The following is a 22,934-nucleotide window of genomic DNA, read 5'->3' as shown; positions in this document are numbered from 1 at the left end:
CCCTCGATGCCACCGTTATACTGCCTGCCAGACACAGACCTCATGCCGAGCCATCCAACATGACCCTCAAGACCGCAACCCAGCGCGCGGCAGTCGGCACGCGCGCCCGGCAGGCGCAGGACAGCCGCGACCGGATCCTGAAGGCGGCCATCAAGGTCTTCGCGCAGCGCGGCTACGACGGCGGGCGCATCGAACGCATCTCCTCGCTCGCCAAGACCTACGACCGGATGATCTACTACTACTTCGGCAGCAAGGAAAAGCTGTTTGTCGAAGTGCTGGAGACCATCTACCTGCAACTCAACGAGGCCGAGCAGAAGCTCGAAGGCGAACTCGACGCGGCCGATCCGGTGCGCGCGCTCTCGCAGCTCATCGACTTCATCTGGCACTACTACCTCGAGCACCCGGAGTTCGTGGCGATCCTGACCAGCGAGAACATCAGCCAGGGCAAGCACGCGCGCAAGTCCGTGCGGTTGCGCGACATTTCCAGCTACGCGCTGTCCGTGCTCGACGGCATCCTGTCGCGCGGCAAGGCGGCGGGCCTGTTCCGGCCCGACGCCGGCGCGCGCGACGTCTACATGGTGATCGCCTCGCTCGGCTACTTCTATAACTCGAACCATCATACGCTCAGTGCCTTTCTTGGCGAGCCCATGATGAGCCCGGCCGCGGTGTCGCACTGGCGCGATGTGATCCAGCAGACGGTGCTGCGCGCCGTGGCGGTGCCCGGCGCCGTCCCCGACGCCCCGCCCGCGCCGGCCAGGCCTTCCGGCAAGCCGGCCCGGAAACGCAGCGCGATGGCCGGCTGAGCGGCGCATCGGTCTCGCCGGCACGCGTCAGGCCGCCGCGCGCACGCCCGCCGCGCGCTGCGCGATCTGCGCGATCTGCGCGAGCGCTTCGTCGCGGGTCAGCACGGTGGCGTACTTCTGCTCCATGTCGAACAGGTTCGCGTCGTGCGGGCCGAGCGCGCGGTCTCCGACGCAGTCCGACAGCACCAGCGGCCGGAAGCCGAGCGACATCGCGTCCACCACGCTCGCGCGCACGCAGCCGCTGGTGACGCAGCCGGCCACCAGCAGCGTCTGCACGCCGCGCTGCGTGAGCCATGCCGCGAGCGAGGTGCCGAAAAACGCCGACGGCACGGTCTTGCGCACCACCAGCTCGCCGGCCGCCGGCGCCAGCTCCGGCACGATCGCGCTGTTGTGGCTGTCTTCCTTGAGCGTCAGCATGCCGGGCACCTTCAGGGTGAAGATGTTGTGATCGGCATCGTCATCGGCAAACACGATGCGGCTGTGCGCCACCGGCCAGCCCTGGTCGCGCGCCGCGCGCAGCAGCGGCCGGGTATTGCGGATGGCCTCCGGGATATTGCCGCCGCCAAAGACCCCCGGATCGGCAAAGCCGTTGACGAAATCGATGATCAGCAGCCCGTACGGCGGCCGGATCTCCATGGCGGTGCCAAAGCCTTGCCGCTGGTAGGTCTGGACTTCGTCATGCATGGCTGGCGTCCTTGAATAATGTGTTGACGGGTGCGTGGTGGCCGTCCGTCACCTTGCCCCGCACCACCACGGGCTCGCCGTCGAGGCTGACCGTGCAGCGGCGCACCGGGATATCGATATGGCAGGCGGTAGTGCGGCTGCCGCCCGCTTCGTTGTTGGGGCCGAACGAGCACAGGAAGTTGCCTTCGAATGCGCGTGCGTCCATGCCGATGGTGGCCTCCCGGTCGTACATGGCCAGCGCGGACCAGCTCGCGCGCGGCTGCAGGCCCCAGCCGATATGCGACATCGCATACGCTTCCGGGTCGTTGAACGATGCCATGTAGTCGGCCAGCAGCTCGGCATCGAGCCCGCCTTCGATCGCCTTCACATAGCCGGCCTCGACCTTGATGCGGATCGGCTCCTGGATATACGATTTCATCGGCAGCAGGATGTCGCCGCTGTCCAGTACGATGGTGCCGTTGGTGCCCCCTTCGTCCGGCCACGTCAGCACGAAGCCGCTCGGCCAGTGGTCCCAGCGGCCGGGCTCGTCGACGAAGCCGTACTCGCTGATCGCCGGGAACTCGCCGAGGCTGCAGCGCAAGTCCATGCCCGCGTCGGAGACGATATGCATTTCCCGCGCGCGCGACAGCCGCGCCGTGGCGGCCTTCACGCGCGTGCGGTCGGCCTCGGTGGGGACCATGCGCGCGAGCACCTCGGGCGGCTCCACCGCGAGCAGGATCTTCGTGCCACCGCTCAGGATGTCGTGCTGCTCGGGCGAGAACAGCAGCGTCATCAGGTCGAGCACAAGATCACTCGCCTTGAGCGCTGCAATGGCGGCGCGGTTGCCGGTCAGCGGCGTGGTGCCGAGATAGGCCAGTGCGTCGCGGCTCAGCGCCTTCTCGCCATTGACCGGCGGCAGGTCGAGCCGGTTGACGATGGCGCCCATCGACGCGGCCGCCACCATGGCGGTACGCAAGGTCTGCGGATGCGTGGCGGCACCGGTCAACACCGTGACCGTCTGTCCGGCTTCCAGCTTCGACAGCGTGAGCACCTGCTTCCACGCCTGGGTCAGGTCGTAATCGCTTACGGGCATGTTCGCTCCTCCGATCGCGGTAATCAGGCCAGCGCGGGCAACGGCGCGCCGAGGAAATCGCCAAAGGCACGGTAGAAACCCGCCTCGTCGTCCCACGGGATCATGTGGCCGGCATCGGCCACGTGGCTCACCAGCACGCCCGGCAGCAGCGTGCGGATTTCCTGTTCGTCCTCATCGCGCACCACGTCGCCGCGGCCCGCCCGCATCAGCAGCGTCGGCACCGACACGTGCGGCAGGTCAGCGTGGATGTCGTCCTCATGGAAGCCGTTGAAGCTCGCCAGGATCGCGCGTTCGTCGCAGGTGTGCAGCCATTCGGCGCGCAGGCGCAGTTGTTCTTCCGTCCAGGTCGGGCAGAAGCGGCGCATGCCCTCGGCGTCGATGCCGGCGCGCGCGAGGCGGATCGAATCGATATACCAGGGCAGTTGCGCCGGGTAAGCGCGGCGGCCCGGGCCAGAGACCGGCGGATCGACCATCACCAGGCGCGTCAGGCCTGCCGGTTGCTGCCGCGCGGCACGAACGCCGATGCGTCCGCCCATCGAGTGGCCGACGATCGCGTAGCGCTGCAGGCCCAATGCCTGCGCGAAGGCGATCACGTCGGTGGCCTGCGCATCGAGGCTATAGTCCAGCGTGTCGCTCGCTTCAGACAGGCCGCGGCCGCGCACGTCCAGCACATAGGTATCGAAGCGCTGGCCAAACTGTTCGCCGACGAAGCCCCAGGTGATCGCCGGGCTCGTGATGCCCGGCACGATGATCACGGCGTCGCGCGACGCGCGCTCGCCATCGTTGCCACCGTAGCGCAGATAGTGTTGACGGATGCCATTGGCCTGGACGTTGCCGCCATAGAGGAAGGTGCTCATGGCGCGGCCCTCAGTAGGCGCCCGACAGCAGCGCGCCGGCACCCGGCACGACCGGCTCCAGATCCAGCGCGCGCAGCATCGCGTAGGTGGTGGCGATGGCCGCGGTGATCACCGGCTTGCCGGTCATCGCCTCGACCTTGGCTACGGCCGGCAGCGACGGCATCTGCACGCAGGCCGACAGCACGATGGCATCGACGTCGGCAATATTCATCTGCGCGACGATGCCCGGCAGCTTGGCCGGATCGTGGCGGCCCACTTCGAGGTTGTCCGGGATTTCCAGCGCGCGGTAGTCGACGACTTCGTAGCCTTCGTTGCGGATGTAGTCGACCACCAGCTCGGTCAGCGGCTTCATGTACGGCGCGACCACGGCGATGCGCTTCGCCCCGATCACCTTGAGTGCGTCGACCAGCGCACCGGCGCTCGTGATCACCGGTGCGTCGCCGCCGTTCTCGACGGTGTGGGCCTTCAGGCGCTGCTCCGACTTGCGGTGGTAGCCGTGCCCCATCGCCATGATCGCGACCAGGCAGGCGTAGCCGAGCACGTCCACGCGTGCATCGGAAAGCTCCACGGCGCAGCGGTCGGATTCGGCATCCATCGCGGCCAGTTCTTCCTTGACCACCTTCTTCATGCGCATGCGGCTGGAATGGAAGGTGAAGCGCTCGGGGCGGATCTGCTGCCGCGCGGTCAGCATGGCCGGGATCTCGGTTTCCATCGTGGTGTTGGAGCTCGGCACGATCTGGCCGATTCGGAAAACTTTCTGCACTGTCGACTCCGTCATCTGTTGTCTTGGGAATGCCTTGTCTACCCGGCCGCTCCCGGCAGTGATGCCGGTCGTCCGCGGTTGCGATTGATTGTAGTGTACACACTCTATATGCGCAAACAGATTCTGCGCACCGAAAAGAGCACTCATTCAGTGCGCACTGAATAGCTGACGCCCTTAATTTGCGCATAAATTCGCCATTGCTGGGAGAAACCCGATGGCGATCACATCAACATCAGGGTTTTCCATAGGTTGATGCAAATCTGGCTTTACCTTGATTTTTTGAGTGTGTACACTCGTTTTCAACAACTGGCCGCGGAGCCGGCCCCCACTCATCGACCCATGTGTCACCGCCAGGAGAAATAACGTGCAAGGCAAACCGCGAATCGCAATCATCGGCGCAGGACTCGGAGGGACGGCCGCTGCCGCCCTGATGCAGCGCGCCGGCTTCCAGGTCAGGCTCTATGAACAGGCGCCGGCGTTCTCGCGCCTGGGGGCTGGCATCCACGTGGGTCCGAACGTGATGAAGATCATGCGGCGCATCGGCATCGAGGACGCGCTCAATGACATGGGCTGCCACCCCGACTACTGGTACAGCCGCGACTGGGAGAGCGGCGAGGTGATCGCGCAGATTCCGCTCGGCGACTACGCCCTGAAGCACTACGGCGCCAGCTACCTGACCGTGCACCGCGGCGACTTCCACAAGCTGCTCACCGATTCCGTGGCGCCTGGCACGCTGTTCTTCAACAAGAAGCTCGAAAGCGTGACCGACCAGGGCGACGTGGTGCAACTGCGCTTCACGGACGGTACCGTCGACGAGGCCGATATCGTGATCGGCGCGGATGGCGTGAACTCGCGCATCCGCGAAACGCTGCTCGGCGCGGAGCCGCCCAAGTACACCGGCTATGTCGCGCACCGCGCGGTGTTCCCGATCTCGCGCGTCAAGGGCTTCACGCATGACCGCTGCACCAAGTGGTGGTCGGACGACCGCCACATGATGGTGTACTTCGACACCAGCAAGCTCGACGAGATCTACTACGTGACCGGCGTGCCCGAGCCCGAGTGGGACATGAGCAAGAGCTGGGTGCCCAGCAGCATCGAAGAGATGCGCGCCGCGTTCGACGGCTGGCACCAGGGCGTGCAGTCGTTGATCGAAGGCACCGTGGAGGTGACCAAGTGGCCCCTGCTGGAACGTGATCCGCTGCCGGTATGGAGCCGCGGCCGCCTCGTGCTGCTCGGCGACGCCTGCCACCCGATGAAGCCGCACATGGCCCAGGGCGCTGCCATGGCGATCGAGGATGCCGCCATGCTCACGCGCTGTTTCGTCGAGGCCGGCACGGACGACCACGCCGCCACCTTCGCGCTGTACGAAGCCAACCGTGCCGAGCGCGCCAGCAAGGTCCAGCTGGTCTCGCACAACAACACGTGGCTGCGCACCAACGAGAATCCCGACTGGTGTTTCGGCTACGATGTGTACAACGTGCCGCTGGTTTCGGCCGGACGTCCGCCGCTGTCGGTGGCTGCATGATGTCCGCCTGAGCCGGCTTGCCCGTACGGCCGGTGTCGCCGCTGTATGGGTCCGACGCGCCACAGCCCCTCGCCATGAAGGGGCGCGGCGCAGCGATGCGTGATGTTCAAACCGCCCCCTGCCCCCGATGAACGCGCCCCGCCCCCTGACGCTGCATGTCAACCACGCCGACCATACGGTCTGCGTGGCGCCCGACACGCCACTGCTCTATATCCTGCGCAACGACCTGGCCTGCAATGGCCCGAAGTACGGTTGCGGACTGGGCCAGTGCGGCGCCTGCACGGTGCTGGTGGACGGCACCGCCGCGCGCTCGTGCGTGCTGCCGGTGAAGGCCGTGCTTGGCCATGACGTGACCACGCTGGAGGGACTGGGCACGCCCGCGCACCCCGACCCGGTGCAGCAGGCGTTCATCGACGAGCAGGCCGCGCAGTGCGGCTACTGCCTCAACGGCATGATCATGACCGCGAAGGCGCTGCTCGCGGAGAATCCGGACCCGAGCGAGGCCGAGATCCGCGAGGCGCTGCGCTTCAACCTGTGCCGCTGCGGCACGCACGTGGAGATCGTGCGCGCCGTGCAGCGCGCGGCGGTCCTGCAGCGCGAATGCACGCAAGGAGCGCAGCCGTGAACGACACGCTGGCACTCCGCTCCGGCACCGGGGTCTCGATGATGGCGGAGAGCCCGCCGCCATTGCCGCGCTGCCTGTCCGCCCATGTGCTGCGCCCGCCCGGACTGCGCTGGGCCGGCGGCGAGCCGCTCGTGGCGCGCCTGCTCGGCGCGGAGGACCAGGACGCTGCCGCGGCGGCGCCGGGCGTGCGTGCCATCGTCGTCAGGAACAACTTCGCTGGCGTGGTGGCGGACACCCCCGAACAGGCCGCGCACGCGGCTGCTTCACTGCGCGCGCGCTGGACCGCTGCGCCAGCAGCGGATACGGCACCCGTACGGCGGCAGGCGCTCGCGCAGCTTGGCAACGCCGCGGGGGCGCTTGCACAGTCGCGCGCACGCCAGGCACAGCACTACCAGTGGCCGCTGGCTGGCGTGGAGGCAGCGACAGCGACGTGCACGGCGGTCGCGGACTGGCGCGACGGCACGCTGCACGTCTGGCTGCCCAGCACGCGTCCGGGCGCGCTGCGTGCCGAACTGGCCGCGCTGCTTGGCATCGCCGAACATCAAGTCACGCTGGTGTCCTGGCAAAGCGCCGACGACAGTGCCGATCCTGGCCTGCTCGCGCACCATGCCGCCGCCGACGCCGCGCTGATGGCGCACGCCGCTGGCTGCTGCGTGCGGCGAACCATTACCGCTGAAGACATCGGGCTGGCCGATGCGACGCTGGACTGGCACATCGACAGCGCGCGCGCCGGCGCCGTCATCGACGCGTACGCCGCCACGCATGGCGGCACCGCAGCGCCGGTCCTGCCGCTCGCGCTGTGGCTGACCCTTACGCCGGCGCCGGTGACCGAAGCCGCCGGCGACGCGCAAGCGAGCGACAGCGTGCTGCCGCCGTACCGTATCCCCAACATCGACATCAGCGCTGCCGGTGCGGATGCCGGCTCGCCGGATGCACCGCTCGCCAGCGCCCGCGCACGGGTATTCGCGCAGGAATCGCACCTTGACGAGATTGCCGCAAGTGCCGGCGCCGATCCGGTAGCACTGCGGCTGGAACACCTCGACGACGCGCGCGGCGCGGCGCTGGTTCGCGACGTGGCCGAACGCGCCGGATGGAACCCGTCAGCGCCGCGTGCCGGCGCTGCGCGCTCGGGCAACGTGCGTCGTGGTCGCGGCTTCGCGTATGCGCATGCCATAGAGAGCGATGATGCGCAAAGCTGGTCGGCGTGGGTCGCGGAAGTGGAAGTCGATGGCACCACCGGCGAACTCGCCGTCACGCGTGTGACCATCGGTCACGACAGCGAAGCGGCCGTGCCGCAGCGCGCCACGCCCGCTTCACCAGCACTCGAACACGTGGTGGCGCAGGCCGCAAGGCAGCTGACCGCGCCAGCGTCCGGCTTTGATGCATGGCCCGCCGGGCAGCCGGAGGCATCAGACACACTGCCCACGGTGACCTGCACCAACGTGCCGGAAATCCGCATGGCCGGCACCCTGGCTACGCGCAATACCCTGGCCGCCGGCCCCGCCGCGACACTGCCTGCGGCGGCGGCCGTCGCCAACGCGATCTTCGATGCCACCGGCGTACGCCTGCGCGAACCGCCGTTCAGCGCCGAGCGCATCCGCCTGGCACTGGACACGCAACCGCCTGAGAAGCGCCGCAGCAAGCGCGGCTGGCTGGCCGCAGCGGCGGCCGCCGCTGCGGGCCTGTGCGCGTCGGTGCTGCCCTGGCGCGCGCCCATCGCGCCCGTGGCGCCGCCGGAACCCGGCTTCTATTCGGCCGCGACGCTCGAACGCGGACGGCTGGTAGCGGCCGCCGGCGACTGCGCGGTCTGCCATACCGCACCGGGCGGCGTGAAGAATGCCGGCGGCCTGGCGCTGGAAACGCCGTTCGGCACGGTCTACAGCACCAACATCACGCCCGACGCCGAGACTGGCATCGGCACGTGGTCATTCGCCGCATTCGAGCGCGCCATGCGCGAAGGCATCCATCGCGACGGCCGCCGGCTGTACCCGGCGTTTCCCTACACGGCCTTTGCGAAGATCAGTGATGCCGACATGCAGTCGCTGTATGCCTACCTGATGTCGGCCGAGCCCGTGAAGACCAGCGTGCCGCGCACCGAACTAGCCTTCCCGTTCAACCTGCGTCCGCTGCTTGCCGGCTGGAACCTGCTGTTCCACCGTAACGCGCCATTCCAGCCGGATGCCACGCGATCGGCGCAATGGAACCGCGGCGCTTACCTGGCCGAGGGCCTGGGTCATTGCAGCGCCTGCCATTCGCCGCGCAATGCACTCGGCGGCGAGAAAGGCGGGCGCCACTACCTGACAGGCGGCACCGCCGAAGGCTGGGATGCGCCCGCGCTGACCGCGCTGTCGCGCGCGCCGGTACCGTGGACCGAAGACGCCCTGTTCACCTACCTGCGCGGTGGCTATGCCGCGCACCACGGCGCTGCCGCGGGGCCGATGGCTCCCGTCGTGGAAGAGCTGGCGCAACTGCCGGAATCGGATGTGCGCGCCATTGCGCACTACGTCGCGTCGTTCAGCGCCCCGCCGCCCGCGCCCGCGCAAATCACCGCGCAGGCCGCGCAGTACGAGCGGCGCAGCGCCGAGGCAGCCAGATCGCTGGGCGGCCCCGCGGCGCGCCTGTACCAGAGCGCGTGCGCCGTGTGCCACCAGTCAGAGCAGGGCATGCGCCAGTTCGGCGTGAAGCCTTCGCTGGCACTGAACACGAACCTGCACAGCGACCGGCCCGACAATGTGATCCAGGTGCTGCTGCAAGGCATGCCGGCGCCGCCGAACAGCACGCTCGGCGCCATGCCGTCTTACGCCGACAGCCTCGACGACAAGCAGGTCACCGCGCTCACGCAATATCTGCGCGCGCGCTTCGCGCCCGACAAACCCGCGTGGCAGGACGTGGAGGCCACCGTCGCGCGCCTGCGCGCGGCACCCGCGCACTGAGCTGATGGAGACCTGCGCGGCACGATCGCCGCGCACCATTTCCACCTGCCGGACGAGGACATGCCGTGTCCGGCGGAACCACTGACGGCGGTGTTCCGCCGCACAGGAGACCCTGCCTGCGCACGCATGGCGGCGCGCGGGAAAACCCCGAGGAGAAAACCGCAGATCGGCCTTGCCGGCCCCTTTCATGTAGCTTACGCTGAACGATCATGTAGCACGCACTACATGAGTGCGAGCAGGGCATGCAGCGGTGCATTCCAGGACAAGGAGCGCGCACCGCGATTGCGTGCCACGATGAATACAAGACCAGAAAACCACCAAGGGTAGACAATAAGGAGTCACGATGACGTATCCACATCACCCATGCATGGCCAGAGTGCTCCCGGCATAGTTCTCGCTTCGCCCGATTGAAGCCCCCCAACGTTACGTTGCAATCGGCGGCGCGACAACATCACGCGTCAGTCTGGACCCGCGCACTGGTCCGGCCCCCTGCTTCGACAGACGTGTGCATCCGGGCTCAGGAAACAGCCCTCTAACACAGACAGGTAGACAGGTAGACAAAATGTCGTCATCCATTTCATCCATGCCCCCCACGACCATCGCTGACGCGTCGGTAAGCTCGGCCCCGCCGTCGAACCCGAGGGCAACAACGTCCCGGGCCATCACGATCGAGGAAGGCATCCGCGCCGCCGGCGTCGGCCGCTTCCAGTACCGGCTGTTCGTGATCTTCGGCCTGGTCTGGCTCGCCGACGCGATGCAGGTGCTGTCGATCGGCTTCACCGCGCCCTCGATTGCCAAGACTTTCGGCATTCCCGTGCCCACGGCGCTGCAGACCGGAACCATGTTCTTTGTCGGGATGCTGATCGGCGCGTTCGCGTTCGGCCGCCTGGCCGACCGGATCGGCCGCCGGCCCGTGCTGATGATGGCGGTGGTCATCGACGCCATCTGCGGTGTCGCGTCGTCGTTCGCGCCGGATTTCCAGTGGCTGCTGGTGCTGCGTTTCCTGACCGGCATCGGCGTCGGCGGCACCCTGCCCGTCGACTACACCATGATGGCCGAGTTCCTGCCCTCGGACCGTCGCGGCCGCTGGCTGGTCCTGCTGGAATCGTTCTGGGCCGTCGGCACGATCCTGCTGGCGGTGCTGGCGCTGATCGCCGTTTCGCACGGCGATGCAGCCTGGCGCCTGATCTTCCTGGTCACCGGCATCCCTGCGCTGGTCGGCGTGGTCTGCCGCTTCTTCGTGCCCGAGTCGCCGCTTTACCTGAACAAGTCGGGACGCTCGGCCGAGGCACGCGCGGTGCTGCAGCGTGTAGCGGCCGCCAATCGCGTTTCGGTTGAAATCGGCGCGCTCGAGCCGCAGAAGATGGAGCGCAAGTCGGTGCTCGCGCTGTTCGCGACTGGCTTCCGTCGCCGCAGCATCAGCCTGCTGGTGGCGTGGGCGCTGATCTCGATCGCCTACTACGGCGTCTTCGTCTACCTGCCGGTGAAGCTGGCCGGCCAGGGCTTCGGCTTCATGCGCGGCCAGGTCTTCCTGATCCTGCTCGCGCTGGTGCAGCTGCCGGGCTTCGCGCTTGCCGCGCATGGCGTCGAGCGCTGGGGCCGCAAGCCGACACTGATCGGCTTCTTGCTGCTCAGCGCCGCGGGCTGCATGCTCTACAGCCTGGGCCAGTCTCCCGCGCTGGTGGTCGGCTCCACCCTGCTGATGAGCTTCTCGCTGCTCGGCACCTGGGGCGCGCTCTACGCCTTCACGCCGGAGGTGTATCCGACCGACCTGCGCGCGAGCGGGATGGGTACGGCGGGCGCCATGGCCCGCTTCGGCGGCCTGTTCGCGCCGGCCATCGTTGCCCCGGTCATGGCCACGCATTTCACGCTGGCCCTGGTGCTGCTCTCATCGTTCCTGGCCGTGGCGGCGCTGGCGATCTACATGGTCGATATCGAGTCGAAGAACCGGGCGCTCGACTGACGCGCGGCCTGCCGGCACGGCAGGTCCGGAAACGTAGCGACAGGCAGGATCCGCCGCAGCCGCGCGGCGGCCCGCTTCCATTACAATCCCGCTACAACGGCGCGGCGCCCCGATCCACAAGACCGGGGCCGCCCGCTTCACCCTCTCCCGCCGAGCCTTCGCCGCCGCCATGAAACAAGATCCGCGTTTCCCCAGCCTGTACATCCTCGACCACCCGCTGATCCAGCACAAGCTCTCGCATATGCGCGACCGGGACACGTCCACGCGCACCTTCCGCGAACTGCTGCGCGAGATCACGCTGCTGATGGGCTACGAGATCACGCGCCACCTGCCGCTCACCACGCGGCATATCGAAACGCCGCTGGTGCCGCTGGACGCGCCGGTGATCGCGGGCAAGAAGCTGACCATCGTGCCGGTGCTGCGCGCCGGTGTCGGCATGAGCGATGGGCTGGTGGAGCTGATCCCGTCGGCGCGGATCGGGCATATCGGCGTGTACCGCGACGAGCAGCACCGTCCGGTGGAATACCTGGTGCGCCTGCCGGACGTGGAAGACCGCAGTTTCATCCTGTGCGATCCGATGGTTGCCACCGGTTACTCGGCGGCGCATGCCGTGGATGTGCTGAAGCGCCGCGGCGTGAAGGACGAAGCCATCACTTTCGTCGCGCTGGTGGCGGCGCCCGAGGGCGTTGAGGTGTTCCACAAGGCCCACCCGAACGTGAAGCTGTACGTGGCGTCGCTCGACAGCCATCTGGACGACCACGCGTACATCGTGCCGGGCCTCGGCGACGCGGGCGACCGCCTGTTCGGCACCAAGAACTGACGCCGCGGCGGGCCGGCGTGGGCTGGCCCCCGACTTTCTTGGCTGGCGAGGGCTTGATCCTACTCAACGACCCCGCAAGCGCGCCTCCCTACACTCGACGTCGCACAGCTTGTGCTGCAACACGTCGATATCTCACTGGGAGATCCGCATGGAAGCCTTCAAGATCCTGTTCACGACCGGCACCGGGCTGATGAGCCTCGCGGTCATCGTCTTTATCATCGGCATGGCGTGGTTCTTCGCGCGGATGTTCAGCCGCAAGATGCGCGAAGACGCGGCAGCCGCCAAGGCCGCCGCGGGAAGCCGGCCCGCGTCGCAGAACGGCTGGGACTGAGCGGCGCTTACTTCTTCTTGCCGCCGCCCAGCAGGCTGCCCAGCACGCCGCGGATCAGTTCGCGGCCGACCTGGGAGCCGACGGTACGCGCGGCCGACTTGGCCATCGACTCCAAAATCGAGTCGCCGCGGCCGCTCTTGCCGGTACCCTTGGTCAGCGTGCCGAAGATCTCGCCGGCGGTGCCCAGCCATCCGCCTGCTTCGGCTGGCGCGCCGGCCGACGGCTTCTGCGCCGTGGCGCCGCCTCCGTTCGCCGCCGGCGCCACGCTGCCGCGCAGCTTCTCGTAGGCCGATTCGCGGTCGATCGCCTTTTCATACGTACCCGCCACCAGCGATGTCGCAATCAACTGCTTGCGCTCGTCGTCGGTAATCGGGCCGATCCGGCTGCCCGGCGCCAGCACCCATGCGCGCTCGGTCACGCCCGGCGTGCCCTTGGCGTCGAGCAGCGACACCAGCGCCTCGCCCACGCCCAGTTCGCCAATGACGGTTTCCAGGTCGAGCTTCGGGTTCGCGCGCATGGTCGTAGCCGCCACCTTGACCGCCTTCTGGTCGCGCGGCGTGAACGCGCGCAGCGCGTGCTGCACACGGTTGCCGAGCTGGCCCAGTACGGTATCGGGGATATCGACCGGATTCTGCGTGACGAAGTACACACCGACGCCCTTCGAGCGCACCAGCCGCACGACCTGCTCGATCTTGTCGAGCAGCGCCTTGGGCGCGTCGTTGAACAGCAGGTGCGCCTCGTCGAAGAAGAAGACCAGCTTGGGCTTGTCGAGGTCGCCGGCCTCGGGCAGCTTCTCGAACAGCTCGGACAGCATCCACAGCAGGAATGTGGCGTAGAGCTTGGGCGAGTTCATCAGCTTGTCCGCCGCCAGAATGTTGACCACGCCCTGGCCCTTGTCGGTCTGGATGAAGTCTTCCAGGTTCAGCATGGGCTCGCCGAAGAACAGGTCCGCGCCCTGCGATTCCAGCGCCACCAGGCCGCGCTGGATCGCGCCGATCGAGGCGGCGGAGATATTGCCGTATTCGGTGGTGAACCGGGCCGCGTTGTCGCCCACGTACTGGAGCATCGCGCGCAGGTCCTTGGCGTCGAGCAGCAGCAGGCCATTGGCGTCGGCAATGCGGAACACCAGGTTGAGCACGCCCTGCTGGGTGTCGTTCAGCTCCAGCATGCGCGACAGCAGCAGCGGGCCCATGTGCGAGATGGTGGCACGCACCGGATGGCCCTTCTCGCCGAACACGTCCCAAAGCGTGGTCGGGCAGCCGCCCCATGCCGGCTCGGGCAGGCTCAGTTCCGCCAGGCGGGCCTTGAGCTTCTCCGTAGGCTGGCCAGGCTGGGAAATGCCGGTCAGGTCACCTTTGACGTCAGCCATGAAGACCGGCACGCCGAGCCGGGAAAAGCCTTGCGCCAGCGTCTGGAGCGTCACGGTCTTGCCGGTGCCGGTGGCGCCGGTAATCAGTCCGTGCCGGTTGCCCATTTGCGGCAGCAGGGCCAGTTCGTGCTCGGCGTTCTTGGCGATCAGGATAGGTTCGGCCATGGTGTCTAGGATCGGGAAGCGTGGCGGCTGGCCACAGGCGCGGCGCAGGCGGGGCCGCGTGATAAAATCATCGGCTGATTATAGCCAGCAGCCGGGCCTACCCGTCACCCGGCGCGCCCGTTTCATACCCGGCAGTACCCGGCGATGACCCGGCAGTACCCGGCGCGCGCAAGCTGCAGCCTTCCCGCACAACCTCACGTTTTCCGCTTCGGAGAGAATCATGGCCGGTCACTCGAAATGGGCCAATATCAAACATAAGAAAGCCGCCGCTGACGCCAAGCGCGGCAAGATCTGGACCCGCCTGATCAAGGAAATCACCGTTGCCGCCAAGCTCGGCGGCGGCGATCCCGACTCCAACCCGCGCCTGCGCCTGTCCATGGACAAGGCGATGGACGCCAACATGCCCAAGGACAACATCCAGCGCGCGATCCAGCGCGGCGTGGGTGGCCTGGAAGGCGTGAACTACGAGGAAATCCGCTACGAAGGCTACGGCCTGAGCGGCGCCGCGATCATCGTCGACTGCCTGACCGACAACCGCACCCGCACCGTGGCCGAAGTGCGCCACGCGTTCTCCAAGCACGGCGGCAACATGGGCACCGAAGGCTCGGTGGCCTTCATGTTCACGCATTGCGGCCAGTTCCTGTTCGCGCCGGGCACGCCGGAAGACAAGCTGATGGACGCCGCGCTGGAAGCCGGCGCCGACGACGTCGTCACCAATGAAGACGGCTCGATCGAAGTCACCTGCCCGCCGAACGATTTTTCCGCGGTCAAGGCGGCCCTGGAAGCCGCCGGCTTCAAGGCCGAAGTGGCCGACGTGGTGATGAAGCCGCAGAACGAAGTCGATTTCTCGGGCGACGACGCGGTGAAGATGCAGAAGCTGCTGGACGCCCTGGAAAACCTGGACGACGTGCAGGAAGTCTTCACCAACGCAGTCATCGAAGAGTAACTAGACTGAATAGCCCCTCCGGCGGCAGCACGAACAGGCTGCCGCCTTTTTGCATGCGTTTCTTTTCTGGCAGTGGATCATGAAAGTATTGGTTGTCGGCTCGGGTGGACGTGAACACGCGTTGGCCTGGAAATTGGCCCAATCCCCCAAGTTGCAGGTGGTATACGTGGCACCGGGCAATGGCGGGACCGCGCTCGACAAGCGCCTGCAGAATGTTCCGCTGACGGATCCGGAAGTGCTGGCTGCCTTTGCCGAACGCGAAGGCGTGGCTTTCACCGTTGTCGGCCCCGAGGCGCCGCTGGCCGCCGGCATCGTGGACGTGTTCCGCGCCAAGGGCCTGCGCATCTTCGGCCCGACCCAGGCCGCCGCGCAGCTCGAGTCGTCGAAGGACTTCGCCAAGGCCTTCATGCACCGCCACGGTATTCCGACGGCGGCTTACCAGACCTTCTCCGATGCCGCCCAGGCCCACGCCTACATCGACGCGCAGGGCGCGCCGATCGTGATCAAGGCTGACGGCCTGGCGGCCGGCAAGGGCGTGGTCGTCGCCATGAGCCTGGAAGAGGCCCATGCCGCGGTCGACATGATGCTGGCCGACAACAAGCTCGGCGACGCCGGCGCGCGCGTGGTGGTCGAGGAATTCCTGGACGGCGAGGAGGCCAGCTTCATCGTGATGGTCGACGGCAAGAACGTGCTGGCGCTGGCCACCAGCCAGGACCACAAGCGCCTGCTGGACGCCGACGCCGGCCCCAACACCGGCGGCATGGGCGCCTATTCGCCCGCGCCGGTGGTCACGCCCGCGCTGCATGCGCGCGCGCTGCGCGAGATCATCCTGCCGACCGTGCGCGGCATGGAAAAGGACGGCATTCCGTACACGGGCTTCCTGTACGCCGGCCTGATGATCGACAAGGACGGCAACCCGAAGACGCTGGAATTCAACTGCCGCATGGGCGACCCGGAAACCCAGCCGATCATGGCGCGCCTGAAGACCGACCTGGTCGACGTGATGGACGCGGCCGTGTCGGGCAAGCTCGACGAAGTCGAACTGGACTGGGACCGCCGCACCGCGCTGGGCGTGGTGATTGCGGCCTACGGCTATCCCGACGCGCCGCGCAAGGGCGACGCCATCACCGGCATCCCGGCCGAAACCGACGACAGCGTGACGTTCCACGCCGGCACCACGCTCAAGGACGGCACGCTGCTGACCACGGGCGGCCGCGTGCTCTGCGTGGTGGGCCTGGCCGATACCGTCAAGGCAGCGCAGCGCGCCGCCTACGCCGCCGTGGAGCAGATCCATTTCGATGGCATGCAATACCGTACCGACATCGGCTACCGCGCCATCAAGCGCTGAGCGCCGGTGTGACCGGTGTGACGCCGCCACCGGGCCCGACCGGCCCCTGGCGGCCCGTCACGTGCGGACGGCGCGCGCCGGCAAGTGCCGCGCCAGCCGTTACAATCGTGACACTCCCATGACGGCCGTGCCGGCCAGACGCCGGCACGGCCGCCCTTGCATCCGGGGCCCCCGCCCCTACACGCCATGATCGATTCCCAGGCAGTCCGTGCCTACCTGCTCGGTCTGCAAGACCGCATCACCGACGCCGTCGCCGCCATCGACGGACAGCCGTTCCTGACCGACGCCTGGGAAAAGCCGCCCACCGAGCGCCTGCGCGGCAGTGGCCGCACCCGCATCCTGGAGGGCGGCGCCGTGATGGAGCGTGCCGGCGTGGGCTTTTCGCACGTCACCGGCGACACCTTGCCGCCGTCGGCGAGCGCCAACCGGCCCGAGCTTGCCGGGCGCGGCTTCGAAGCCATGGGCGTGTCGCTGGTGTTCCATCCGCGCAACCCGTACGTGCCCACCGTGCACATGAACGTGCGCTGCTTCATCGCCACCAGGCCCGATGCCGATCCGGTCTGGTGGTTCGGTGGCGGCATGGACCTGACGCCTTACTACGGCAACGCCGACGACTGCGCGCATTTCCACCGCACCTGCAAGGCATCGCTGGCCCCGTTTGGCGACGAGTTGTACCCGCGCTTCAAGCAGTGGTGCGACGATTATTTCTTCCTCAAGCACCGCGGCGAGGCGCGCGGCATTGGCGGGATCTTTTTCGACGACTTCTCGGCCCTGGGCTTCGAGCGCAGCTTCGAGATGATGCGCAGCGTCGGCGATGCCTTCCTGGACGCCTACCAGCCCATCCTGGAGCGCCGCAAGGACACCCCGTACGGCGAGCGCGAGCGCGATTTCCAGTCCTACCGCCGCGGCCGCTATGTCGAATTCAACCTGGTGTTCGACCGCGGCACGCTGTTCGGGCTGCAGTCCGGCGGGCGCGCCGAATCGATCCTGATGTCGATGCCGCCGCAGGTGACATGGCGCTACGACTGGCAGCCGGAGCCGGGTAGCGCCGAAAGCGCGCTGTACACCGACTTCCTGCCGGCGCGCGACTGGGCCTGACGGCAACCGTATGGCACATCCCGACCAAGACGACGTGCCGGCCAATGCCGGCAAAGACGCCCGCCCGTACCGCCTGGGCATCCTCGGCGGCACTTTCGACCCACCCCATATCGGCCATGTGGCACTGGCCAGCCTTTGTATCGACCACCTGGCGCTCGATGAACTGGTATGGATCCCGACCGGCCAGTCGTGGCAGAAAGGTGCCGACGTGACCCCGGCCGCGGACCGGTTCGCCATGACCGAGCTGGCGGCCGCCGCCCTGACCGGCACTTCCGCAAAGATCCGCGTGAGCCGGATGGAAGTCGACCGCGAGGGCCCGAGCTACACCATCGACACCGTGCGCCAGCTGCGCGATGAATACGGCCCCGAGGCGTCGCTGTGCTGGCTGATGGGCGCCGACCAGCTCCTGCGCCTGCATACCTGGCACGGCTGGCAGGAATTGTTCGCGCATGTGCACTTCTGTACCGCCACGCGCCCTGGCTTCGATCTGTCTGAACTCGAAGGACCGGTGCGCGAAGCACTGGTCGCGCGCCAGGCCGACACGCACCTGATACAATGCACGCCCTCCGGCCGGATGTGGATCGACCAGACGCTCGCCGTCGACCTGTCTTCCACCGGCCTGCGCCAGCGCCTGGCATCCGGCCTCCCGGCGGATGACCAATTGCCAGCCGGCGTGGCACACTACATCGCGAGCCGCGGGCTCTACCGCCCCGCCTCAGGACAGCCCTGAACCGGCCGCCCCCCCAATGATTTCAGCTGAACAAGAACGCACCATGGATATTCGCAAACTGCAACGCGCCATCGTCGACGGCCTCGAGGATGTCAAAGCGCAGGACATCAAGGTGTATGACACCACCCACCTGACCGAGCTGTTCGACCGGGTGGTGATTGCCAGCGGGACATCCAACCGCCAGACCAAGGCGCTGGCGGCGTCGGTGCGCGACACGGTGAAGGAAGCCGGCGGCCATATCGTTGCGGTGGAAGGCCTGGAAACCGGCGAATGGGTTCTGGTCGACTGCGGCGACGCGGTGGTGCACATCCTGCAGCCGCAGTTGCGCCTGTACTACAACCTCGAAGAGATCTGGGGCGACAAGCCGGTGCGCATGAAGCTCGCCGCCGCCAAGGGCCTGGCCAAGGCCAGCGAGCCGATGGACGATGACGAAGACGAAGCGCCGGCACCGCGCGCGCGCCGTGCCAGCAACCTGCGCCCGGCGCTGGCCCGCCTGCCCGAAGGCATGAAGGAGCCCTCGCCTCCGATGGGCCACGAGGACACCGATCCGGACGCCATCGCCACCATCCGCAAGCCGGCCCGCAAGACCGCTGCCGCCAAGACTCCCGCCACGCGCGCCGCCGCGCCGCGCAAGGCGGCCGCCGGCACCCCGGCGCGCAAGACCGCCACGCGTACCACCGCGGCCAAGACTGGCGCGGCCAAGACCGGTGCTGCCAAGACCGGCGCCGCCAAGCCGGCAGCCCGCAAGCGCACCACGCGCTCGGCCTGAGTCTGAACTTGCGCGCGCGGCTGCGGCCGCGCGGCAATACACCCCATGCAACTGGTCATCGTCGCGGTCGGCCACAAGATGCCTGGCTGGATCGAAACTGGCTTCAACGAGTATGCCAAGCGCATGCCGCCAGAGCTGCGCATCGAACTGCGCGAGGTCAAGCCCGAAACCCGCTCCTCCTCCAATAACGCCGCCACCGTGATGCAGCGCGAAGCCGCGCGCATCGACGCGGTGCTGGGATCGCTGTCGCGGCAGTGCCGCATCGTGGCACTGGATGAGCGCGGGCGCGATTTCACTACCGTGCAGCTCGCCGGCCAGCTCACCGACTGGCAGCGCGAAGGCGGCGATGTCGCGTTCCTGATCGGCGGGGCCGACGGCCTCGATCCCGCGCTGAAGGCGCGGGCGCAAACGCTGCTGCGGCTGTCCAGCCTTACGCTGCCACACGGCATGGTGCGCGTGCTGCTGGCGGAGCAGCTCTACCGCGCCTGGTCGGTCACGCAGAACCACCCCTATCACCGGGCCTGAGCCGGCACCGGCAGTACAATGCGGGCCTTGGGCGGCCGCCCCGGGCCCGCCTGTTCCCGAATCTTCCGCTCCCGCCCGCCGTGATGCACGACTACCTTTATCTCGCCTCCCAGAGCCCGCGCCGCCGCGAACTGCTGACGCAGCTCGGCGTGCGCTATGAACTGCTGCTCGCCGATGATGACGAAGACGCGGAGTCGCTGGAAGTCGTACAGCCCGGCGAGACCCCCGACGACTATGTCCAGCGCGTCTGCGCGCTCAAGGCCGAAGCCGCGCTGCGGCGCCGCGAACGGCGCGCGCTGCGCGACGCCCCCGTGCTTACGTCCGATACCACCGTGTGCCTCGGCGGTGACATCCTCGGCAAGCCGGCCGACGGCGCCGACGCCGCGGCCATGCTGGCCGCGCTGTCCGGCACGACGCACCGCGTGCTGACCGCCGTAACCGTGGTCTCGACGCTGGGCATGCATCATGCCCTGTCGATCTCGCGCGTCACATTCCGCGCGATGACCACGCCCGAGATCGAAGGCTACGTCGCCAGCGGCGAGCCGCTCGGCAAGGCCGGCGCCTACGGCATCCAGGGGCGCGCGGCGGAGTTCGTCGAGCGGATCGAAGGCAGCTATTCAGGTATCATGGGACTGCCCCTGTTTGAGACGGCTGCGTTACTCAGGCAGGCCCGCCTGCGGTTCTGAACGGCACCTGCCAAAGCCTGCCAGTCCGGGCAGACAATACATCGCCGGTACACCGGCAACGCGTTTCATCCGCCATGACTGAAGACATCCTCGTCAACATCACGCCCCAAGAGACGCGCGTTGCCATCGTGCAGCAGGCCGCCGTCCAGGAACTGCATGTCGAGCGCACCCTGACGCGCGGACTGGTCGGGAACATCTACCTGGGCAAGGTCGTGCGCGTGCTGCCGGGCATGCAGTCGGCCTTCATCGACATCGGCCTGGAACGCGCCGCCTTCCTGCACGTCGCCGACATCTGGCACCCGCGCGATCCAGACAAGAACGGCACCCAGCTCGCCATCGAGAAGACCCTGTTCGAAGGCCAAGCGCTGATGGTGCAGGTCATCAAGGATCCGATCGGCACCAAGGGCGCGCGCCTGTCCACGCAGGTCAGCATTGCCGGGCGCACGCTCGTGTACCTGCCGCAGGACCCGCACATCGGCATTTCGCAGCGCATCGAAGGCGAGGTTGACCGCGAGGCGCTGCGCAGCCGCGTGCAGGGCCTGGTGCCGGCCGACGAGCGCGGCGGCTTCATCGTGCGCACCATCGCCGAGGAAGCCAGCGACGAAGAACTGGGCAATGACATCGCCTACCTGCGCAAGATCTGGGCCGTGATCCGCCAGAACGCCACCACGCAGCCGGCGCCGAGCCTGCTCTATCAGGACCTCGACCTGGCCCAGCGCGTGCTGCGCGACTTCATCAACGACGCCACCGGCGTGATCCAGATCGACTCGCGCGAGAACTACCAGCGGCTGGTGGAGTTCGCGCAGGAATACACGCCGGCGGTGCTGCCGCGCCTGTCGCACTACGCCGGCGAGCGGCCGATCTTCGACCTGTTCAATATCGACGCCGAGATCGAGAAGGCGCTGTCGCGGCGCGTGGACCTGAAGTCCGGCGGCTACCTGATGATCGACCAGACCGAGGCGATGACGACGATCGACGTCAACACCGGGGGCTACGTCGGCGCGCGCAACTTCGACGACACGATCTTCAAGACCAACCTCGAAGCCGCGCACACCATTGCGCGCCAGCTGCGCCTGCGCAACCTGGGCGGGATCATCATCATCGACTTCATCGACATGGAGAATGTCGAGCACCGCGAGGCGGTGCTGTCGGAACTCAAGCGCGCGCTGTCGCGCGACCGCACGCGCATCACCGTCAACAACTTCTCGCAGCTCGGCCTGGTCGAGATGACACGCAAGCGCACGCGTGAATCGCTCGCGCACGTGCTGTGCGAGCAGTGCCCGGTGTGCACGGGCAAGGGCCAGGTCAAGACGCCGCGCACGGTGTGCTACGACATCCTGCGCGAGATCATGCGTGAATCGCGCCAGTTCAACCCGCGCGAGTTCCGCATCCTGGCGTCGCAGGAAGTCATCGACCTGTTCCTGGAAGAGGAAAGCCAGCACCTGGCGATGCTGGGCGACTTCATCGGCAAGCCGATCTCGCTGCAGGTGGAATCGACGTTCCACCAGGAGCAGTACGACATCATCCTGATGTAGCCAGGCGCCCCCCCCCGCTACACGCGGCCGGTGATCGCTATCCGTCAGTCCGCCACGACAACCGGGACGCGCGGTGCCACCGCGCACATCAGCTCATAGCCGATCGTGCCCGCCGCCGCGGCAACGTCGTCGATCGGAACGTGCCGGCCCCAGAGTTCGACCGGCGTGCCGACATTGGCCTCGGGACACTCGCTGAGATCGACTGCCAGCATGTCCATCGATATGCGTCCGACCGTGCGTGTGTTCCGGTTGCCGACGCGAACCGGCGCGAAATGCTCCGTGTGCGAAGAGCTTGTGCGCGGATAGCCATCGGCATAGCCGCAAGCGACGATGCCGATACGCTGGCGTCGCGTCGCGACATAGTGCGAGCCATAGCCAACCGACTGGCCGGGTTGCAGCTCCTGCACGCCCAGTATCCGGCTGGCAAGCGTCTGTGCAGCCTGCAGTCCTGTGCCGGCCAGATCCCTGGCGCAGCCCGACGGCGCGGCGCCGTACAGCATGATCCCTGCCCGCACCCAGTCCGCGTGGCAATCGGCATGACGCATGGTCGCCGCCGAGTTCGCGATGCAGACCTGCCCCGGCAGGCCGCGCGTGGCAGCGTAAAAAGTTGCCGCCTGTTCCGTGACGCCTTTGTCGGTATCCGCATCCGAAAAATGGCTCATATGGGTCACCGACCTCACCGCGGCAATATCACTCAGGCGCCGCCAGGCCGCGCCGTACTCTTGCGGACTGAAGCCGAGACGGTTCATGCCGGAATTCAGTTTCAGGCAGACGTCGAGCGATCGCGGCGCCAGCCGGCCATCGCGCGATGCCAGCTCCAGCATCCGCAACTGCTCTTCCCCGTGCACTGCCGTGGTCAGGCGCAGCGAGGCGAGCAGCGCGATATCGCTGTCGTCGAAGAACCCCTCCAGCAGCAGGATCGGCCCGGCCCAGCCCAGGTCGCGCAATTGGGCCGCTTCGTGCAGGTCCAGGAGCGCGAAGCCGTCGGCCGACGCAAGCGCCTGGTAGACCCGGGCGATGCCGTGGCCATAGGCATTGGCCTTTACCACGGCCCAGACTTTCGATGCGGGTGCGAGGCGCCGCGCGATGGCCAGGTTGTTGGCGAGCGCGGACCGGTGGATGGTCACGGAGATGGGGCGGGGCATATCGTTGTCGCTATCCGGGTTGCCGCAGGAATGACTGGTGATCCGCTCTGATCCCAGAGCACCGACTATCGTATCGACGTTGAAGCAGGCTTTGTTACTGAAATTCACGCACTTTTCAGTAACGGCTCCCAAATCCGGGCAAGCGACAAAGCGATCGACGGTTCGCCAGCGAAAGGGGGTGGTGTTTCTACCTACGCGCAAGTGATCCTCATGACCATGCGCGTTCGTGGCGATCCGCTATA

The 22,934-nt window shown here is 67.4% G+C and carries 21 protein-coding genes; 15 read left to right on the top strand and 6 right to left on the bottom strand.

All coding sequences use genetic code 11. The annotated features are described in order from the left end of the window. Positions 1-59 precede the first annotated feature (59 nt). The gene (locus AC3FNH_RS06080) at positions 60-803 is read left to right on the top strand and encodes a TetR/AcrR family transcriptional regulator (RefSeq protein WP_488719388.1); all 744 of its coding nucleotides are present in this window, start codon (positions 60-62) and stop codon (positions 801-803) included. Between the two features lie 27 nt (positions 804-830). Here the strand turns inward: AC3FNH_RS06080 and AC3FNH_RS06075 are convergent, their stop codons facing one another. The 4 genes from AC3FNH_RS06075 to AC3FNH_RS06060 are packed head-to-tail and all read right to left on the bottom strand — an operon-like array spanning position 831 to position 4,179. Continuing rightward, the gene (locus tag AC3FNH_RS06075) at positions 831-1,487 is read right to left on the bottom strand and encodes an N-carbamoylsarcosine amidohydrolase (RefSeq protein WP_488719387.1); all 657 of its coding nucleotides are present in this window, start codon (positions 1,485-1,487) and stop codon (positions 831-833) included. After that, positions 1,480-2,559: a 2,5-dihydroxypyridine 5,6-dioxygenase NicX family protein gene (locus AC3FNH_RS06070; RefSeq protein ID WP_488719386.1), complete on the bottom strand. Its 1,080-nt coding sequence runs from the start codon at positions 2,557-2,559 to the stop codon at positions 1,480-1,482. Before AC3FNH_RS06070 ends, AC3FNH_RS06075 begins: the two co-directional genes overlap by 8 nt. Positions 2,560-2,582: 23 nt before the next feature. Next, the gene (locus AC3FNH_RS06065) at positions 2,583-3,416 is read right to left on the bottom strand and encodes an alpha/beta fold hydrolase (RefSeq protein ID WP_488719385.1); all 834 of its coding nucleotides are present in this window, start codon (positions 3,414-3,416) and stop codon (positions 2,583-2,585) included. A 10-nt stretch (positions 3,417-3,426) separates the two neighbouring features. After that, positions 3,427-4,179 (bottom strand): maleate cis-trans isomerase family protein, encoded by a 753-nt coding sequence (locus AC3FNH_RS06060; protein WP_488719384.1) that lies wholly within the window; start codon positions 4,177-4,179, stop codon positions 3,427-3,429. Between the two features lie 364 nt (positions 4,180-4,543). On the opposite strand from AC3FNH_RS06060, the gene AC3FNH_RS06055 reads away from it, so the two are divergent. From AC3FNH_RS06055 to AC3FNH_RS06030, 6 genes are all read left to right on the top strand, one after another. Then, a complete protein-coding gene (locus AC3FNH_RS06055; RefSeq protein WP_488719383.1) occupies positions 4,544-5,704 on the top strand; it encodes an FAD-dependent oxidoreductase in 1,161 nt (386 codons plus the stop codon). Positions 5,705-5,831: 127 nt separating this feature from the next. Further along, positions 5,832-6,329: a (2Fe-2S)-binding protein gene (locus AC3FNH_RS06050; RefSeq protein WP_488719382.1), complete on the top strand. Its 498-nt coding sequence runs from the start codon at positions 5,832-5,834 to the stop codon at positions 6,327-6,329. Beyond that, positions 6,326-9,262 (top strand): cytochrome c, encoded by a 2,937-nt coding sequence (locus AC3FNH_RS06045; RefSeq protein WP_488719381.1) that lies wholly within the window; start codon positions 6,326-6,328, stop codon positions 9,260-9,262. Before AC3FNH_RS06050 ends, AC3FNH_RS06045 begins: the two co-directional genes overlap by 4 nt. 562 nt (positions 9,263-9,824) lie before the next feature. Further along, positions 9,825-11,225: an MFS transporter gene (locus tag AC3FNH_RS06040; RefSeq protein ID WP_488719380.1), complete on the top strand. Its 1,401-nt coding sequence runs from the start codon at positions 9,825-9,827 to the stop codon at positions 11,223-11,225. Positions 11,226-11,394: 169 nt separating this feature from the next. Further along, entirely contained in the window at positions 11,395-12,045 is a 651-nt protein-coding gene (gene upp / locus AC3FNH_RS06035) for a uracil phosphoribosyltransferase (RefSeq protein WP_276099804.1), read from the top strand. Positions 12,046-12,193: 148 nt separating this feature from the next. After that, entirely contained in the window at positions 12,194-12,376 is a 183-nt protein-coding gene (locus AC3FNH_RS06030) for a DUF3149 domain-containing protein (RefSeq protein WP_488719379.1), read from the top strand. Positions 12,377-12,383: 7 nt separating this feature from the next. Here AC3FNH_RS06030 and AC3FNH_RS06025 read toward each other — a convergent pair whose 3' ends face one another. Continuing rightward, on the bottom strand, positions 12,384-13,910 hold the full coding sequence (locus AC3FNH_RS06025; RefSeq protein WP_488719378.1) for a helicase HerA-like C-terminal domain-containing protein: 1,527 nt from the start codon (positions 13,908-13,910) through the stop codon (positions 12,384-12,386). A 220-nt stretch (positions 13,911-14,130) separates the two neighbouring features. Between AC3FNH_RS06025 and AC3FNH_RS06020 the strand changes: the two genes are divergently transcribed. The 8 genes from AC3FNH_RS06020 (at position 14,131) to rng (ending at position 21,547) form a co-directional block, all read left to right on the top strand. Beyond that, complete coding sequence (locus AC3FNH_RS06020; RefSeq protein WP_276099801.1) at positions 14,131-14,856, top strand: YebC/PmpR family DNA-binding transcriptional regulator; 726 nt, start codon at positions 14,131-14,133, stop codon at positions 14,854-14,856. Positions 14,857-14,935: 79 nt separating this feature from the next. Beyond that, the gene (purD, locus tag AC3FNH_RS06015; protein ID WP_488719377.1) at positions 14,936-16,204 is read left to right on the top strand and encodes a phosphoribosylamine--glycine ligase; all 1,269 of its coding nucleotides are present in this window, start codon (positions 14,936-14,938) and stop codon (positions 16,202-16,204) included. A gap of 186 nt (positions 16,205-16,390) precedes the next feature. Next, positions 16,391-17,302, top strand: coding sequence for an oxygen-dependent coproporphyrinogen oxidase (hemF, locus tag AC3FNH_RS06010; RefSeq protein WP_488719376.1), 912 nt, complete (start codon positions 16,391-16,393; stop codon positions 17,300-17,302). A gap of 10 nt (positions 17,303-17,312) precedes the next feature. Then, positions 17,313-18,032 (top strand): nicotinate-nucleotide adenylyltransferase, encoded by a 720-nt coding sequence (locus AC3FNH_RS06005; protein WP_276099798.1) that lies wholly within the window; start codon positions 17,313-17,315, stop codon positions 18,030-18,032. Positions 18,033-18,075: 43 nt separating this feature from the next. Further along, positions 18,076-18,801: a ribosome silencing factor gene (gene rsfS, locus AC3FNH_RS06000; protein WP_488719375.1), complete on the top strand. Its 726-nt coding sequence runs from the start codon at positions 18,076-18,078 to the stop codon at positions 18,799-18,801. Between the two features lie 45 nt (positions 18,802-18,846). Then, positions 18,847-19,326, top strand: coding sequence for a 23S rRNA (pseudouridine(1915)-N(3))-methyltransferase RlmH (gene rlmH, locus AC3FNH_RS05995; RefSeq protein ID WP_011298676.1), 480 nt, complete (start codon positions 18,847-18,849; stop codon positions 19,324-19,326). An 83-nt stretch (positions 19,327-19,409) separates the two neighbouring features. Next, positions 19,410-20,012, top strand: coding sequence for a Maf family protein (locus AC3FNH_RS05990; RefSeq protein ID WP_488719374.1), 603 nt, complete (start codon positions 19,410-19,412; stop codon positions 20,010-20,012). A gap of 74 nt (positions 20,013-20,086) precedes the next feature. After that, entirely contained in the window at positions 20,087-21,547 is a 1,461-nt protein-coding gene (gene rng, locus AC3FNH_RS05985; RefSeq protein WP_276099795.1) for a ribonuclease G, read from the top strand. A gap of 44 nt (positions 21,548-21,591) precedes the next feature. Here the strand turns inward: rng and alr are convergent, their stop codons facing one another. After that, positions 21,592-22,692 (bottom strand): alanine racemase, encoded by a 1,101-nt coding sequence (gene alr / locus AC3FNH_RS05980; protein ID WP_276099794.1) that lies wholly within the window; start codon positions 22,690-22,692, stop codon positions 21,592-21,594. Positions 22,693-22,934: the final 242 nt, after the last annotated feature.

The organism is Cupriavidus sp. 22TCCZM01-5, from assembly GCF_057798915.1.
Note: the sequence above shows the minus strand (reverse complement) of the source record. Positions and strands in the feature narration are given on the sequence as shown.